Raw genomic sequence first — 13,767 nt, forward strand, 5'->3', positions numbered from 1 at the left:
CCGCGGGGGACCCGCACCCCGCGGGGGACCCGCACCCCGCGGGGGACCCGCACCCCGCGGGGGACCCGCACCCCGCGGGGGACCCGCACCCCGCGGGGAACCCGCACCCCGCGGGGAACCCGCACCCCGCAGGACCCGCACCCCGCAGGGGACCCGCACCCCGCAGGGAACCCGCACCCCGCAGGGGACCCGCACCCCGCACCCGAGCAACCGCTCCGGGCGTGGGTTGTCGTAGCTCACCCGTAGACTTCACTCGTGGCAGGCAGGATCAATGACGACGACGTGAAGGCGGTCCGGGACGCGGTCCCGATCGACGCCGTCGTTTCCGAGTACCTCCAGCTGCGCAACGCGGGCGGTGGAAACCTCAAGGGCCTGTGCCCCTTCCACGACGAGAAGTCGCCCTCGTTCCAGGTCAGTCCGAGCAAGGGCCTCTTCCACTGCTTCGGATGCCAGGAGGGCGGCGACACGATCGCCTTCGTCCAGAAGATCGACCATCTGACGTTCGCGGAGGTCGTCGAGCGGCTCGCCGCCAAGGCCGGCATCACCCTGCGGTACGAGGAGGGCGGGTACAACCCCTCCCACCAGCGGGGCGAGCGGATCAGGCTGGTCGAGGCCCACAAGGTGGCCGCCCAGTTCTACGTCGAACAGCTGGACGGCCCCGAGGCCGAGATCGGCCGCAAGTTCCTCGCCGAGCGCGGCTTCGACCAGGCGGCGGCCGAGCACTTCGGCGTCGGATACAGCCCCGCCGGCTGGGACCACCTCACCCGCTACCTGCGCGGCAAGGGCTTCAGCGACAAGGAACTGATCACCTCCGGCCTCTCCCAGGACGGCAGGCGCGGCCCCATCGACCGCTTCCGCGGCCGGCTGATGTGGCCGATCAGCGACACCTCCGGCGACATCGTCGGCTTCGGCGCCCGCAAGCTGCGCGACGACGACAACGGCCCGAAGTACCTCAACACCCCCGAGACGCCGATCTACAAGAAGTCCCAGGTGCTGTACGGCATCGACCTGGCCAAGAAGGACATCGCGAAGTCCAGCCGGGCCGTCGTCGTCGAGGGCTACACGGACGTGATGGCCTGCCATCTCGCCGGGGTCACCACCGCCATCGCCACGTGCGGCACGGCGTTCGGCGGCGACCACATCAAGATCCTTCGCCGCCTCCTGATGGACAACGGCAGCGCCCGGGTGATCTTCACCTTCGACGGGGACGCGGCCGGCCAGAAGGCAGCCCTGCGCGCCTTCGAGGACGACCAGAAGTTCGCCGCCGAGACCTACATCGCCATCGCCCCGGACAACATGGACCCGTGCGACCTGCGTCTCGCCAAGGGCGACGAGGCCGTTCGCGACCTGGTCGAACCCCGCACCCCGCTCTTCGAGTTCGCACTCCGCCAGATCGTCGCCCGCTACGACCTGGAGACCCCGGCGGGCCGCGCCGCCGCGCTCGACGAGGCGGCCCAGGTCGTCGCCAAGATCAAGACCGGAAGCGTGCAGCGCGAGGTCGCCGTGCAGCTCGCCGGCTTCGTCGGCATCCTGGACCAGGAGTACGTCGTCCACCGGGTCAACCAGCTCGCCCAGTGGGCCAGGGGCCGCGGCGAGCGGGGACCCGCACCCGGCGCGCGCGGCGGCTCACGGCGCCAGGAGATCCAGGCACCCGTCGCCCCCTCGGGCCCCGCGCTCAACCTTCGCAGCCCGGCCCACCGCACCGAGCGCGAGCTGCTCAAGCTCGCCCTCCAGAAGCCCGCCCTGGTCTCCCCGGCGTTCGACGCCTACGGGGTCGACGAGTTCACCGCCCCGCCGTACGCCGCGGTCCGCCAGTGCATCGCGGAGGCCGGCGGTGCGGAGCTCGGCGTCCCCGAGACCCGCGAGTACCTCGTCCAGGTGCTCGACGCGACGCCCAACGACACGGTGCGCAAGCTTGTCACGGAACTCGCGGTCGAGGTCTTCCACGGCAAGTCCATCGACGAGGCGTACGCGGGCGAGCACCTGGTCAAGGTCCGTCTGCGCGCCGTCGACCGCCGGATCAACGACGTCCAGGGCAGCCTCACCCGCCTCGGCAGCAACGTCGCCCCGGACCACCTGGCCGCCGCGCAGAACGAGGTCTGGGTCCTCCAGCAGTACGCCCAGTCCCTCCGCAACAACGGCGCCGACGCGCTCTGACGCCGCCGCACCGGACCTCGCGCCGGTAACCGGCCGGTCACGGAACGAACTCAGAAAGTCCCCGCACGCCCCTCGTGGCGGCTGTGTGTCGTACCCCACACTGGGTGGCGGTGCCTGAGTCATCGGAGCGCGGTCCCCACCGATCGGTGGTCCTCCATCCCCGCGATCCGGCAGCGATCACCTGGAGGTCGCCCCCGTGCAGACCCGGACCGTGACCGAAACCGAGCGTGTCCCGGCCATCCCCGCGCAAACCCGGGCCGTGCATCACCCCGAGGCCGCGGCGGAGCCGCCGACACCCCTGCCCGCCGCGCAGAACCCGCCCGAAGCGATACCGGACCCGCCCGAGGCCGTCATGGAGGAGTCGGAGCTCCCCGAACCACCCGAGCCGCGCAGCCGCCCGGAGACGGGCGGACCGTCGTCCGACCTCTTCCGCCAGTATCTGCGCGAAATCGGCCGCATCCCGCTCCTCACCGCCGCCGACGAGGTGGAACTCGCCCGCCGCGTCGAAGCCGGCCTGTTCGCCGAGGAACGCCTGGCCCGCACCCCGGACCCCGACACCCGCCTCGCCGTCGACCTGGACCGGCTGGTCGTGATGGGGCGGATGGCCAAACGCCGTCTCATCGAGGCCAATCTCCGCCTCGTCGTCTCCGTGGCCAAGCGCTACATCGGCCGCGGGCTGACGATGCTGGACCTGGTCCAGGAGGGAAACCTCGGACTGATCCGGGCGGTCGAGAAGTTCGACTACGCGCGGGGCTACAAGTTCTCGACGTACGCGACCTGGTGGATCCGTCAGGCCATGTCCCGCGCCCTCGCCGACCAGGCGCGGACCATCAGGGTCCCGGTCCACGTCGTCGAACTCATCAACCGCGTCGTCCGGGTCCAGCGCCGGATGCTCCAGGAGCGCGGCTACGAGCCGACGCCCGAGGAGGTCGCCGCCCAGCTCGACCTGACACCGGAACGCGTCAGCGAGGTCCTGCGCCTCGCCCAGGAGCCCGTGTCCCTGCACGCCCCCGTGGGCGAGGAGGACGACGTCTCGCTCGGCGACCTCATCGAGGACGGGGACGCCGCGTCCCCGGTGGAGTCCGCGGCCTTCCTGCTGCTGCGCGAACACCTGGAGGCGGTGCTCTCCACCCTCAACGAGCGCGAACGCAAGGTGGTCCAACTGCGCTACGGGCTGGCCGACGGACGCCCGCGCACCCTGGAGGAGATAGGGCGGATCTTCGGCGTGACCCGCGAACGCATCCGGCAGATCGAGTCCAAGACCCTCAACAAACTGCGGGACCACGCCTTCGCCGACCAGCTCCGCGGCTACCTGGACTGACGCGCAGACGCGCCGGCCCGGGGAGCCGCGGAGACAACGCCGACCGACTAGTCGACCTCGGCGACCGCCTGCGCGAACTGTGCCGCGTACAGCCGGGCGTACGCGCCGTGCGCCTCCAGCAGCCCGTCGTGCGTGCCCTGCTCGACGATCGACCCGTTCTCCATCACCAGGATGACGTCGGCGTCCCGGATGGTGGAGAGCCGGTGCGCGATCACGAAGCTCGTACGGCCGTGCGCGAGACCGGCCATCGCCTTCTGGATCAGCACCTCGGTACGGGTGTCGACGGAGCTGGTCGCCTCGTCGAGCACCAGTATCACCGGGTCGGACAGGAACGCCCGCGCGATGGTGATCAGCTGCTTCTCGCCGGCGCTGACACCGGAGCCCTCGTCGTCGATCACCGTGTCGTACCCGTCGGGCAGGGTACGGATGAAACGGTCGGCGTGGGCCGCCCGGGCCGCCTCCTCGATCTGTTCCCGGGTGACGTCGCCGGACGCGCCGTAGGCGATGTTCTCCGCGATGGTCCCGCCGAACAGCCAGGTGTCCTGGAGGACCATGCCGATGCCCGAGCGCAGGTCGTCGCGCGACATCTTCGCGATGTCGACCCCGTCGAGGGCGATCCGGCCCCCGGTCACCTCGTAGAACCGCATCAGGAGATTGACCAGCGTCGTCTTGCCGGCACCGGTCGGGCCGACGATCGCGACCGTGTGACCCGGCTCGACGCTCAGCGAGAGATCCTCGATGAGCGGCTTCTCCGGGTCGTAGCGGAACGACACGTTCTCCAGGGACACGCTGCCGCGCAGCTCCCCGGGGAACTCGCCCTCGCCCTTCGACGGGTCGGCGTCCTGCTCCTCGGCGTCCAGCAGCTCGAAGATCCGCTCCGCCGAGGCGATCCCGGACTGGACCAGGTTCGCCATCGAGGCGACCTGGGTCAGCGGCATGGAGAACTGCCGCGAGTACTGGATGAAGGCCTGCACATCACCGATCGACAGCGCGCCCGAGGCGACCCGCAGCCCGCCGACGACGGCGATGAGCACATAGTTCAGGTTCGACACGAACATCATCAGCGGCTGCATGATCCCGCTGTTGAACTGTGCCTTGAACCCGGCCTCGTACAGCGCTTCGTTCTGCTCGGCGAAGTCTCGCGCCGACTCGTCCTGCCGCCCGAAGACCTTCACCAGGGTGTGCCCGGTGTACATCTCCTCGATGTGGGCGTTGAGCTTGCCCGTCACCTTCCACTGCTGGACGAACTGGGGCTGCGAGCGCTTGCCGACCTTCGCCGCCACGACTACGGACAGCGGCACCGTCACCAGTGCGACCAGTGCCAGCAGCGGCGAGATCCAGAACATCATCACGAGCACGCCGATGATGGTCAGCAGCGAGTTGATCAGCTGCCCCATCGTCTGCTGCATCGTCTGCGAGATGTTGTCGATGTCGTTCGTCGCCCGGCTCAGCACCTCGCCGCGCTTGGCCCGGTCGAAGTACGACAGCGGCAGCCGCGACAGCTTCGTCTGGATGTCCTCACGCAGCTGGAACACGACCCGGTTGATCACCCGGATCGACAGCCGCGTCGACACCAGCATCAGCAGCCCCGCACCGACGTACACGGCCAGCGCCACGAGCAGCACCCGGCCGATCGCGTCGAAGTCCATGCCCTGCCCCGGGGTGAAGTCCACCTTGGAGAGCATGTCGGCCAGACCGCTGTTGCTCCTGCGCAGGCCCTCGACGGCCTGTTCCTTCGTCGTCCCCGCGTCCATTCCCCGGCCGACGACACCGGCGAACACCAGGTCGGTGGCCTTGCCGAGGATCTTCGGGCCGACCACCGACAGCGCCACGCTCAGCGCGACGGCCACCAGCATCACGTACAGGGTGGCCTTCTCCGCCGCGAAGCGCTTCAGCAGCCGCTTCGACGAGCCCTTGAAGTCCATGGACCGGTCGGTCGGAGCCCCGCCCGCCATCATGCGTCCGCCAGGCCCGGCCATTACGCGGCCTCCGCTTCCGTCAGCTGGGAGAGAACGATCTCCCGGTATGTCTCATTGCCGTCCATCAGTTCGTGGTGGCTGCCGGAACCGACGACGCGGCCCTCGTCCAGCACCAGGATCCGGTCGGCGTCACGGATGGTCGACACCCGCTGCGCGACGATCACCACCGTCGCCCCCCGGGTCTCCCGCAGCAGCGCCGCACGCAGTGCCGCGTCCGTGGCGTAGTCCAGCGCGGAGAAGGAGTCGTCGAAGAGGTAGATCTCCGGCCGCTGCACCAGCGTCCGGGCGATCGAGAGCCGCTGTCGCTGCCCCCCGGAGACATTGGTGCCGCCCTGTGCGATCGGTGCGTCCAGGCCGTGCTCCAGTGCCTCGACGAACTCCTTGGCCTGCGCGATCTCCAGCGCGTGCCACAGCTCCTCGTCGGTCGCGTCCGGGTTGCCGTACCGCAGATTCGTCGCGACCGTCCCGGAGAACAGGTAAGGCTTCTGCGGGACCAGGCTCACGGTCTTGGCCAGCAGGACCGGGTCCAGCGTCCGCACGTCCGTCCCGTCGACCAGCACCTGGCCGTCCGTCACGTCGAACAGCCGCGGTACGAGTCCGAGCAGCGTCGACTTCCCGCTGCCCGTCGACCCGATGATCGCGGTCGTCTCGCCGGCCCGCGCCACCAGGTCCACCGCGCGCAGCACCGGCTCCTCGGCGCCGGGGTAGCGGAAGTCCGCACCGCGTACCTCCAGATGCCCGTGGACCGTGAGCTCCCGCACCGGGTTCACCGGCGGCACCACGGAGGAATCGGTCTCCAGGACCTCCTGGATGCGCTCGGCGCACACCTCGGCACGCGGCACCATCATGAACATGAAGGTGGCCATCATCACCGACATGACGATCTGCATCAGATAGGAGAGGAACGCGGTCAGCGCGCCGATCTCCATCCCGCCGCTGTCGATCCGGTGCGCACCGAACCAGACGACGGCGATCGACGACACGTTCACGACCGTCATCACGGTCGGGAACATCAGTGCCATCAGACGGCCCGTGGACAGCGCCACGTCCGTCAGCTCGGTGTTGGCGCCCCGGAAGCGCTCCTCCTCGTAGCCGTCGCGCACGAACGCGCGGATGACCCGGTTGCCGGTGATCTGCTCGCGCAGCACCCGGTTCACCGTGTCGAGCCGCTCCTGCATCGTCCGGAACAGCGGACGCATCTTCCGCACGATCAGGCTCACCGCGACGCCGAGGACCGGCACCACCGCGAGCAGCACCGCGGACAGCGGGACGTCCTGGCCGAGCGCCATGATGATGCCGCCGACACACATGATCGGCGCCGACACCATCAGCGTGAACGTCATCAGGACCAGCATCTGGACCTGCTGCACGTCATTGGTCGTACGGGTGATCAGCGAGGGCGCGCCGAACCGGCCGAGCTCGCGCGCGGAGAACGACTGCACCCGGTCGAAGACCGAGGCCCGTACGTCGCGGCCGAGTGCGGACGCGGTACGGGCTCCGATGTAGACGGCCCCGATGTTGCAGACCACCTGGGCGATGCTGACGACGATCATGACGCCGCCGTACTGGACGATGTAGCCCGTGTCCCCCTGGACGACACCGTTGTCAATGATGTCCGCGTTGAGGGTGGGCAGATAGAGCGTGGCGCAGGTCTGCAGCAGCTGGAAGACGACCAGCAGTGCGATCGGTTTCTTGTACGGGCCGAGATAGGCCCGCAGGAGTTTTATGAGCACGCGTGTCTCTCGGAGTCGGCGAGGTCGGGAGTCGACCCATTTTCGGGTACCGGCCACCGGGACAGCGAACGTTTTTATTCAAGTCCAGGTCAAAAAACGGACCGGGTCCATAATTCTTTGGCCCGGACCACGCCGACGGCCCGGACACGTCACCGAGAGCGCTCGCCTCAACGCGCGGCGTCGAACGCCCCCGGGTGGATCTGGTCCCGCGTCGCCACGTACTGCTGGCGTACCGCCTGTCCGACCGGCAGCTCATCGCCGGGCTCCAGCACCTGCGCCGCGGCACCCTGCCACGCCGGGGGAGTGCGCCCGTCCAGCGTCCCCTGCGAGACGCCCAGCGCCCAGGCCGCCTGCCGGGCCGCACCCAGCGCCGCGTACTGAGCGGGCTGCGGCACGACCACCTGGGTGCCCAGCAGCGAGGGTGCCAGACCCTGTACGGCCGGCAGCTCGGCGGCGGCGCCCAGCAGGAACACCCGCCGCACCTCCACCCCGCGGCCGCGCAGCACGTCCAGCGCGTCGGCCAGCGAGCACAGCATCCCCTCGAACGCCGCCCGCGCCAGATGCTCCGGCTTCATCGACTCACGCCGCAGCCCGCTCAGCGTCCCGGCGGTGTGCGGCAGATTCGGGGTGCGCTCACCCTCCAGATAGGGCAGGAGTACGAGCCCCGAGGCGCCCGGCGTCGACTTCAGCGCCAGCGCCGACAGCTCCTCCAGCCCGTCGAGCCCCAGCATCTCGGCGGTGCCGCGCAGCGCGCGTACAGCGTTCGAGGTGTGGACCACCGGCAGATGCATCCCGGTGGCATCGGCGAAGGATGTGATCATCCCGGTCGGGTCCGCGAGCGCCTCGTGGTGCACCGCCATCACCGAACCCGACGCCCCCAGCGACACCACCGCGTCACCGACCGCGACCCCGAGCCCGAACGCCGCCGCCATCGTCTCGCCCGTACCCGCCGAGATCAGCAGCCCCTCGGGCGTCGTCCCCGCCGCGTCGGACGGACCGAGCACCTCCGGCAGCGCCGCCTGGCGCCCGAGCGCGAGCTCGACGAGATCCGGCCGGTACGACTCGCTGCCCGCCGACCAGTAACCCGTACCCGACGCGGCGCCCCGGTCGGTGGTCCGCCGGGCCGGCCGGCCCAGCAGCTGCCACACCAGCCAGTCGTGCGGCTGGAGCACCGCGGCGACCCGCTGCGCCAGGTCCGGCTCGGTCCGAGCCAGCCACCGCAGCTTCGACACGGGCTGCGCCGCCTGCGGCACCGCCCCGACCGCCTCGGCCCAGGCCTGCCGCCCGCCCAGCCCGTCGATCAGATCGGCCGCGGCGACCTGCGCCCGCCGGTCGTTGCCGAGCAGTGCCGGGCGTACGAGATTGCCCTGGTGGTCCAGCGGCACGAGCCCGTGCTGCTGCGCCGACACCCCGATGGCCTGCACCCCTTCGAGCAGGCCGCCGGCGGCGGCCTCACCGAGTGAGAGCAGCCATGCCTGAGGGTCGACCTCGGTGGCCTTCGCGTCGACGGGATGTGCGGCGTATCCCTGACGCAGTACGGCACCCGTGTCCGTATCGCAGACCACGATGTGCGTGAAGGCGGATGAACTGTCCAAGCCGGCGACTATGCCCATACATGGATTCTGCCGCACCCCCGGCGGTTTCCCGACCGGTGGTGCGGCAGACGTGACGCCGGGGACTCAGGTGTTCGTCGTTCCCCAGTCGTCCTCGCCGTTCGCCCCGCGCCCGCGCATCGACCGCACCCGGTCCGACACCGACGCCGGCATCTTGTCGCCGACCTTCTCCTCGACCGCGTGGTACGCCTTCCCCGCGAACTGACGGCCGCTCTGGGCCGCCGTCTCGCAGGTGTTGCGCACGGCCGGGTTCTGGGCGAACTGACGTGCGGACTTCTTCAGCTGCTCGTAACGCTCGCGCCCGGCACGCGTGCCGAGCACGTAACCGAGGGCCACTCCGGCGATGAACGTGAGCCGGTACCGCATGGCTGCCACCCTTCCTTCGCTCCGTGCGACGTGTGCTGCTCGCCTACCCGCAGGCGCCCGAGATCACCCCGGGCGATACCGATTGGCAAAGCACCCCCCTGCTTGCGCTAATGTATGTGTCGCAGCGAACGCGCGCCGCCCGGCAGCAGCCAGGCAGGTACGTTCGAGGCAACGCAGCAATCCCCTGTAGCTCAATTGGCAGAGCAGCCGGCTGTTAACCGGCAGGTTACTGGTTCGAGTCCAGTCGGGGGAGCGCGATCCCCTGTAGCTCAATTGGCAGAGCATTCGGCTGTTAACCGGAGGGTTACTGGTTCGAGTCCAGTCGGGGGAGCGGAACGGAAGAGGGCCCCGCGGGGTCCTTTTTCGTGTGTCCGGGTCCGGTCCGCGAGGGGCCCGCCGCAGTGATGCCGGTGGGGCTCGAGTGACTCTTTCGCGTCAACTTCGCGTCAACCGGAACCGGGCGTCGAGCAGCACGGTCTTCATGGTCATGAGTAGCCGGGCAACCGGAGCGAGAGATCGTATGACCGGCTATGCTGCGGCAGACGGCGCGCACACATGTACGCGCCACGCCGAAAAGGGGCGGTAGCTCAGCCGGTTAGAGCAGCGGACTCATAATCCGTCGGCCGTGGGTTCGAGTCCCACCCGCCCCACCGAGCGTCCCCGGGCAGAATCGTTTTGACCTGGGGGAACGCGTTCTTCGGTGGCGTTCCGCATGGGTGGACGCCTGGAGCCCCGCGTGCGAGGAAGTCCGCCGCGGTCCTGAGGCCGTTGACGGCGCCGAGTGCGCCGAGCCGGCACCGCGCGGATCCGCGCCCACGAGCCGCGCACCGGGTGTCGTTTCCCGGCTCCGACTCCCCGAGCCCTCACGGGTGTTCGTGCGGCATCGCCATGGCTGCAGGACCGGCCAAAAGGGGCGCGGTGTGACGCCTGCGGGATCCTCGACGTCTTCAGCCGGTGCGGCGGCGGTCACTTCGTCGGGCGGTAGCGACATGGGGGCAGATACGTGAGTGGGGCACCTATATCATCGGGAGGGAAGTCATCGGGTGATGACATCAACTGGTGACAGGAGATCCGCCCCGTGCGTCCGACAGGTTCCCCCGCTTCCTCTCCCTGGCGACAGCGGGCACTCGTCCCCGTGCTGGTCTCCCTCTGCATGCTGGTCGCGATCATCAGCAGCCTCGGGGCGCCGCTGATTCCGACGATCGCCGCCGTGGACCACGTATCGGTGTCCGACGCGCAGTGGTCGCTCACGGTCACGATGCTCGTCGGGGCCGTCGCGACTCCGACCATGGGGCGCCTGGGGGACGGCCCCCATCGCAAGAAGGTGATCCTGACGGGTCTGGGCGTGGTGAGCGTCGGAAGCCTGCTGGCCGCCCTTCCGCTGGGGTTCGCCTGCCTCATCGTGGGGCGGGCGCTGCAGGGTGTGGGCATGGGACTGGTGCCGCTGGCCATCGCCACCGCACGCGATTCCGTGCCGCCGCAGCGGGCCCGGTCGGCGCTGTCGACACTGTCGCTGACCACGGCGGCAGGCGTCGGAATCGGCTACCCGGTCACCGGACTGCTCGCCCAGACCCTCGGGATGTACGCGGGCTTCTGGTTCGCCGTCATCGCCACCGTCCTGGCCTTCGTCGCCGCCGCGCTCGTCCTGCCGAAGACGCCGCAGCGTCCGGCACACCCCATGGACGTGCCGGGGGCGCTGCTCCTGGCCCTCGGCATGGGCGGGCTGCTGTTCGCCCTCACCGAGGGAGAGAACTGGGGCTGGGGATCGCCCCGGCTCCTGGTGCTCGGGGCGGTTTCCCTCCTGGTGCTGCTCGGCTGGGCGCTGCACGGGCTGCGTACCGCTCATCCGCTGGTGGATCTCCGGCTGATCCGGGACCGTACGGTCTTCGCCGCGCACCTGACCACGATGATGGGCGGAATCGGCATGTACCTGCTGATCTCCCTCGTGACCCGGTACGTGCAGACCCCGTCGAGCGCCGGCTACGGACTGGGGGCTTCCGTGGTGGTCACCGGTCTGATCCTGGTGCCGTTCTCGGTGGGCAGCCTGGCGGCCGGCCGTGTGGTGCGGATCCTGGTCCGGGCCCAGACGCCCGTGCGACTGCTGCCGGTGAGCTGCCTGCTGTCCCTCGCGGCACTGCTGACCTTCGTGTTCGCCCATGGCCATCTGTGGCAGATCTTCGTCACGATGACCCTGGCCGGGCTCGGTGTCGGTATGAACTTCTCGGTGACACCGGGACTCGTCGTGGCGAGCGTCCCCGCGCATGAGACGGGGAGCGCCATGAGTTTCAATCAGGTGGTGAAATACATCGGTTACTCGGCCGGCAGCGCGCTGAGCGCGGTGATCCTCCAGGCCGCCACCTCTCCCGGACAGGGGTTTCCCCCCGAGAGCGGATACCGCACGGCCGGGCTGACGGGCTGCGCGGTCTGGGCCGCCACGGCCGTGATCGGCTACGTACTGATCCGCACCGGGCTACGGAGCGGGACGCGGGTAGGGGACACGCGCCCCGCGGCGGCCGACATGAGCGCGGAGAGCGAGGGCCTCGTTCCCGGAGCCGGGACACCGCGGTGAGCGGCGAGGCGCCGGGGCGCCGGCGGGACGCGGCGCGCAGCCGTGAACGCCTGCTGACAGCGGCGAGCGAACTGTTCGGGGAGCGGGGCTTCGACCGCACCACCATCCGGGACATCGGCAGACGGGCGGGCGTGGACCCGACGCTGATCGCCCGCTACTTCGGCAGCAAGACCCTCCTGTACATCGCCGCGCTCCGGGCGGAAGCGGGCGAGGTGGCCTTGGCCGACCTGTACGAGGACGAGCGGCTGCGCGAGATCTTCGACCGGGCCGACCGGCGTGGCCCCGTCCCCCTGCTCCAGGTCGCGGTGCGGCCCCTGGACGACCCGGCGGCGCAGGAGGCCACACGGGCCGCGCTGCACAGTCGGCTCGTCGAGCCTCTCCACGAGCGCTTCGTCCGTGAAGGGACGGACCGGCCGCTGCTGCGTGCCGAACTGGTGGCGGCCGCGATGGCCGGGGTCCTGCTGGGCCGGCACTCCGGAGCCTTCGACGAGCTGGCCGCCGCCGATCCCGGCGCTCTGATCGACCTGCTCCGGGGCACCCTCCTGAGCGAGGACTAGCAAGGACTGGCGGGCACTGGCGAGGACGGGCCAGGACGGCCAGGACTGGCGAGGTCGTTACGATGCGCCGTGACCGAAACGACCGAACCCGATGTATCCCGCACCCGAATATTCGCCGACCTGACCCCGCTGCGCACCTCTCCCGACTACCGGCGGCTCTGGTTCGGGAACATGGTCTCCTGGGTCGGGCAGGGCATGACATCGCTCGCCGTCTCGCTCCAGGTGTACGACCTCACCGGCTCCGCCTTCTCCGTCGGACTCATCGGGTTCTGCTCGCTCGTGCCGCTGGTCGTCTTCGGGCTGTACGGCGGAGCCGTCGCCGACACCGTCGACCGGCGCAAGCTGGGACTGGCCAGCGCCTTCGGGTCGTTCCTGCTCTCGGCGGGGCTCGTGGCGGTCACCGTGGCCGGGATCGAGCAGGTCGGGCTGCTGTACGGGATCGTCGCCCTCCAGGCCGTCTGCTTCGCGCTCAACTCGCCCGCCCGCAGCTCGATGATCGCCCGGCTGCTGCCGGCCGAGCAGTTGCCGGCGGCGAACGCGCTGACCTCGATGACCAGCACCACGGGCATGCTCGTCGGACCGATGCTCGGTGGGCTCATCGTCGGCTGGTGGGGGTACCGGGCCGCGTACGGAGTCGACGCGATCACCTTCACGGCCTCGCTGTACGCGATGTGGCGGCTGCCCTCGATGCTGCCGGACCGGCGCGAGGAGAAGGCCGGGGAGACGAAACGTGCCTCCGTCATGGACGGGCTGCGGTTCCTCGGGACCCGGCCCAACCTGCGGATGACCTTCTTCACCGACCTGTGCGCCATGGTGCTCGCCCAGCCGCGCGCGCTGTTCCCCGTCGTCGCCGGGCTCTGGTACGGGGGTGACGCCAAGACCACCGGACTGCTGGTCGCCGCCCCGGCGATGGGGGCGCTGCTGGGCGGGGTGTTCTCCGGCTGGCTGGGCCGGATCCGGCGGCAGGGACTCACGGTGCTGTTCGCCGTCGCGGGCTGGGGCACCGCCATCGCCATGTTCGGACTGACCCGCCAACTCTGGCTCGGGCTGGTCTTCCTGGCCCTCGCGGGCGCTGCCGACACCACGTCCATGGTCTTCCGCAACACCATGCTCCAGGCCGCCGTGCCCGACGAGATGCGGGGCCGGCTCCAGGGCGTCTTCATCGTCGTGGTGGCGGGCGGCCCGCGGCTCGGGGACTTCCTGGCCGGATCCGTCGCCGATCTGGCGTCACCGGGGCTCGCCGTGACCGGCGGCGGGATCGCGTGTGTGGCCGCGGTGGCACTGCTGGCGCTGCGGTGGCCCGGGTTCGCGCGCTACGACGCGCGCGAACCGGAGGCCTGATCCGATTCCCGAGGCATGCGGCAACATGCACCTACTGACCGGATTGACCCAGGAGAAGGGCTTCGCCCCGCCGAGCACGTGCTCGGCGGGGCGAAGCCCTTCTCGTCGGTCGGCCCGCGCCTTGACTTACA

9 protein-coding genes and 3 tRNA genes are annotated in these 13,767 nt (G+C 70.2%); 8 read left to right on the forward strand and 4 right to left on the reverse strand.

Annotated elements, in window-relative coordinates:
* Positions 1 to 255: 255 nt before the first annotated feature.
* Together dnaG and OG959_RS26760 are read left to right on the forward strand one after the other, a co-directional pair.
* Positions 256 to 2,157, forward strand: coding sequence for a DNA primase (gene dnaG / locus OG959_RS26755; protein WP_326662452.1), 1,902 nt, complete (start codon positions 256 to 258; stop codon positions 2,155 to 2,157).
* Between the two features lie 196 nt (positions 2,158 to 2,353).
* Entirely contained in the window at positions 2,354 to 3,478 is a 1,125-nt protein-coding gene (locus tag OG959_RS26760; RefSeq protein ID WP_326662454.1) for an RNA polymerase sigma factor, read from the forward strand.
* Between the two features lie 47 nt (positions 3,479 to 3,525).
* Here OG959_RS26760 and OG959_RS26765 read toward each other — a convergent pair whose 3' ends face one another.
* From OG959_RS26765 to OG959_RS26780, 4 genes are all read right to left on the reverse strand, one after another.
* Positions 3,526 to 5,457: an ABC transporter ATP-binding protein gene (locus OG959_RS26765; protein ID WP_326662456.1), complete on the reverse strand. Its 1,932-nt coding sequence runs from the start codon at positions 5,455 to 5,457 to the stop codon at positions 3,526 to 3,528.
* Positions 5,457 to 7,190: an ABC transporter ATP-binding protein gene (locus OG959_RS26770; protein WP_326662458.1), complete on the reverse strand. Its 1,734-nt coding sequence runs from the start codon at positions 7,188 to 7,190 to the stop codon at positions 5,457 to 5,459. The genes OG959_RS26765 and OG959_RS26770 overlap by 1 nt, the downstream gene beginning before the upstream one ends.
* Before the next feature lie 167 nt (positions 7,191 to 7,357).
* On the reverse strand, positions 7,358 to 8,803 hold the full coding sequence (locus OG959_RS26775) for an FGGY family carbohydrate kinase (RefSeq protein WP_326662460.1): 1,446 nt from the start codon (positions 8,801 to 8,803) through the stop codon (positions 7,358 to 7,360).
* Between the two features lie 66 nt (positions 8,804 to 8,869).
* On the reverse strand, positions 8,870 to 9,169 hold the full coding sequence (locus tag OG959_RS26780; RefSeq protein WP_219572595.1) for a YtxH domain-containing protein: 300 nt from the start codon (positions 9,167 to 9,169) through the stop codon (positions 8,870 to 8,872).
* Between the two features lie 180 nt (positions 9,170 to 9,349).
* On the opposite strand from OG959_RS26780, the gene OG959_RS26785 reads away from it, so the two are divergent.
* The 6 genes from OG959_RS26785 (at position 9,350) to OG959_RS26810 (ending at position 13,636) form a co-directional block, all read left to right on the forward strand.
* Positions 9,350 to 9,422 (forward strand) — tRNA-Asn (locus OG959_RS26785).
* A 5-nt stretch (positions 9,423 to 9,427) separates the two neighbouring features.
* Positions 9,428 to 9,500, forward strand: a tRNA-Asn gene (locus OG959_RS26790).
* Positions 9,501 to 9,745: 245 nt separating this feature from the next.
* Positions 9,746 to 9,819: transfer RNA gene (locus tag OG959_RS26795), tRNA-Ile, on the forward strand.
* Positions 9,820 to 10,247: 428 nt separating this feature from the next.
* Positions 10,248 to 11,738 (forward strand): MFS transporter, encoded by a 1,491-nt coding sequence (locus OG959_RS26800; RefSeq protein ID WP_326662462.1) that lies wholly within the window; start codon positions 10,248 to 10,250, stop codon positions 11,736 to 11,738.
* A complete protein-coding gene (locus OG959_RS26805; protein WP_326662463.1) occupies positions 11,735 to 12,295 on the forward strand; it encodes a TetR family transcriptional regulator in 561 nt (186 codons plus the stop codon). Before OG959_RS26800 ends, OG959_RS26805 begins: the two co-directional genes overlap by 4 nt.
* 69 nt (positions 12,296 to 12,364) lie before the next feature.
* Positions 12,365 to 13,636 carry an MFS transporter gene (locus tag OG959_RS26810; protein WP_326662464.1) on the forward strand — a complete coding sequence of 424 codons (1,272 nt, stop codon included), beginning with the start codon at positions 12,365 to 12,367 and terminating at the stop codon, positions 13,634 to 13,636.
* The last annotated feature ends 131 nt before the right edge of the window (positions 13,637 to 13,767 follow it).

It is taken from the genome of Streptomyces sp. NBC_00385 (assembly GCF_035917155.1).
Lineage (GTDB): Bacteria > Actinomycetota > Actinomycetes > Streptomycetales > Streptomycetaceae > Streptomyces > Streptomyces poriferorum.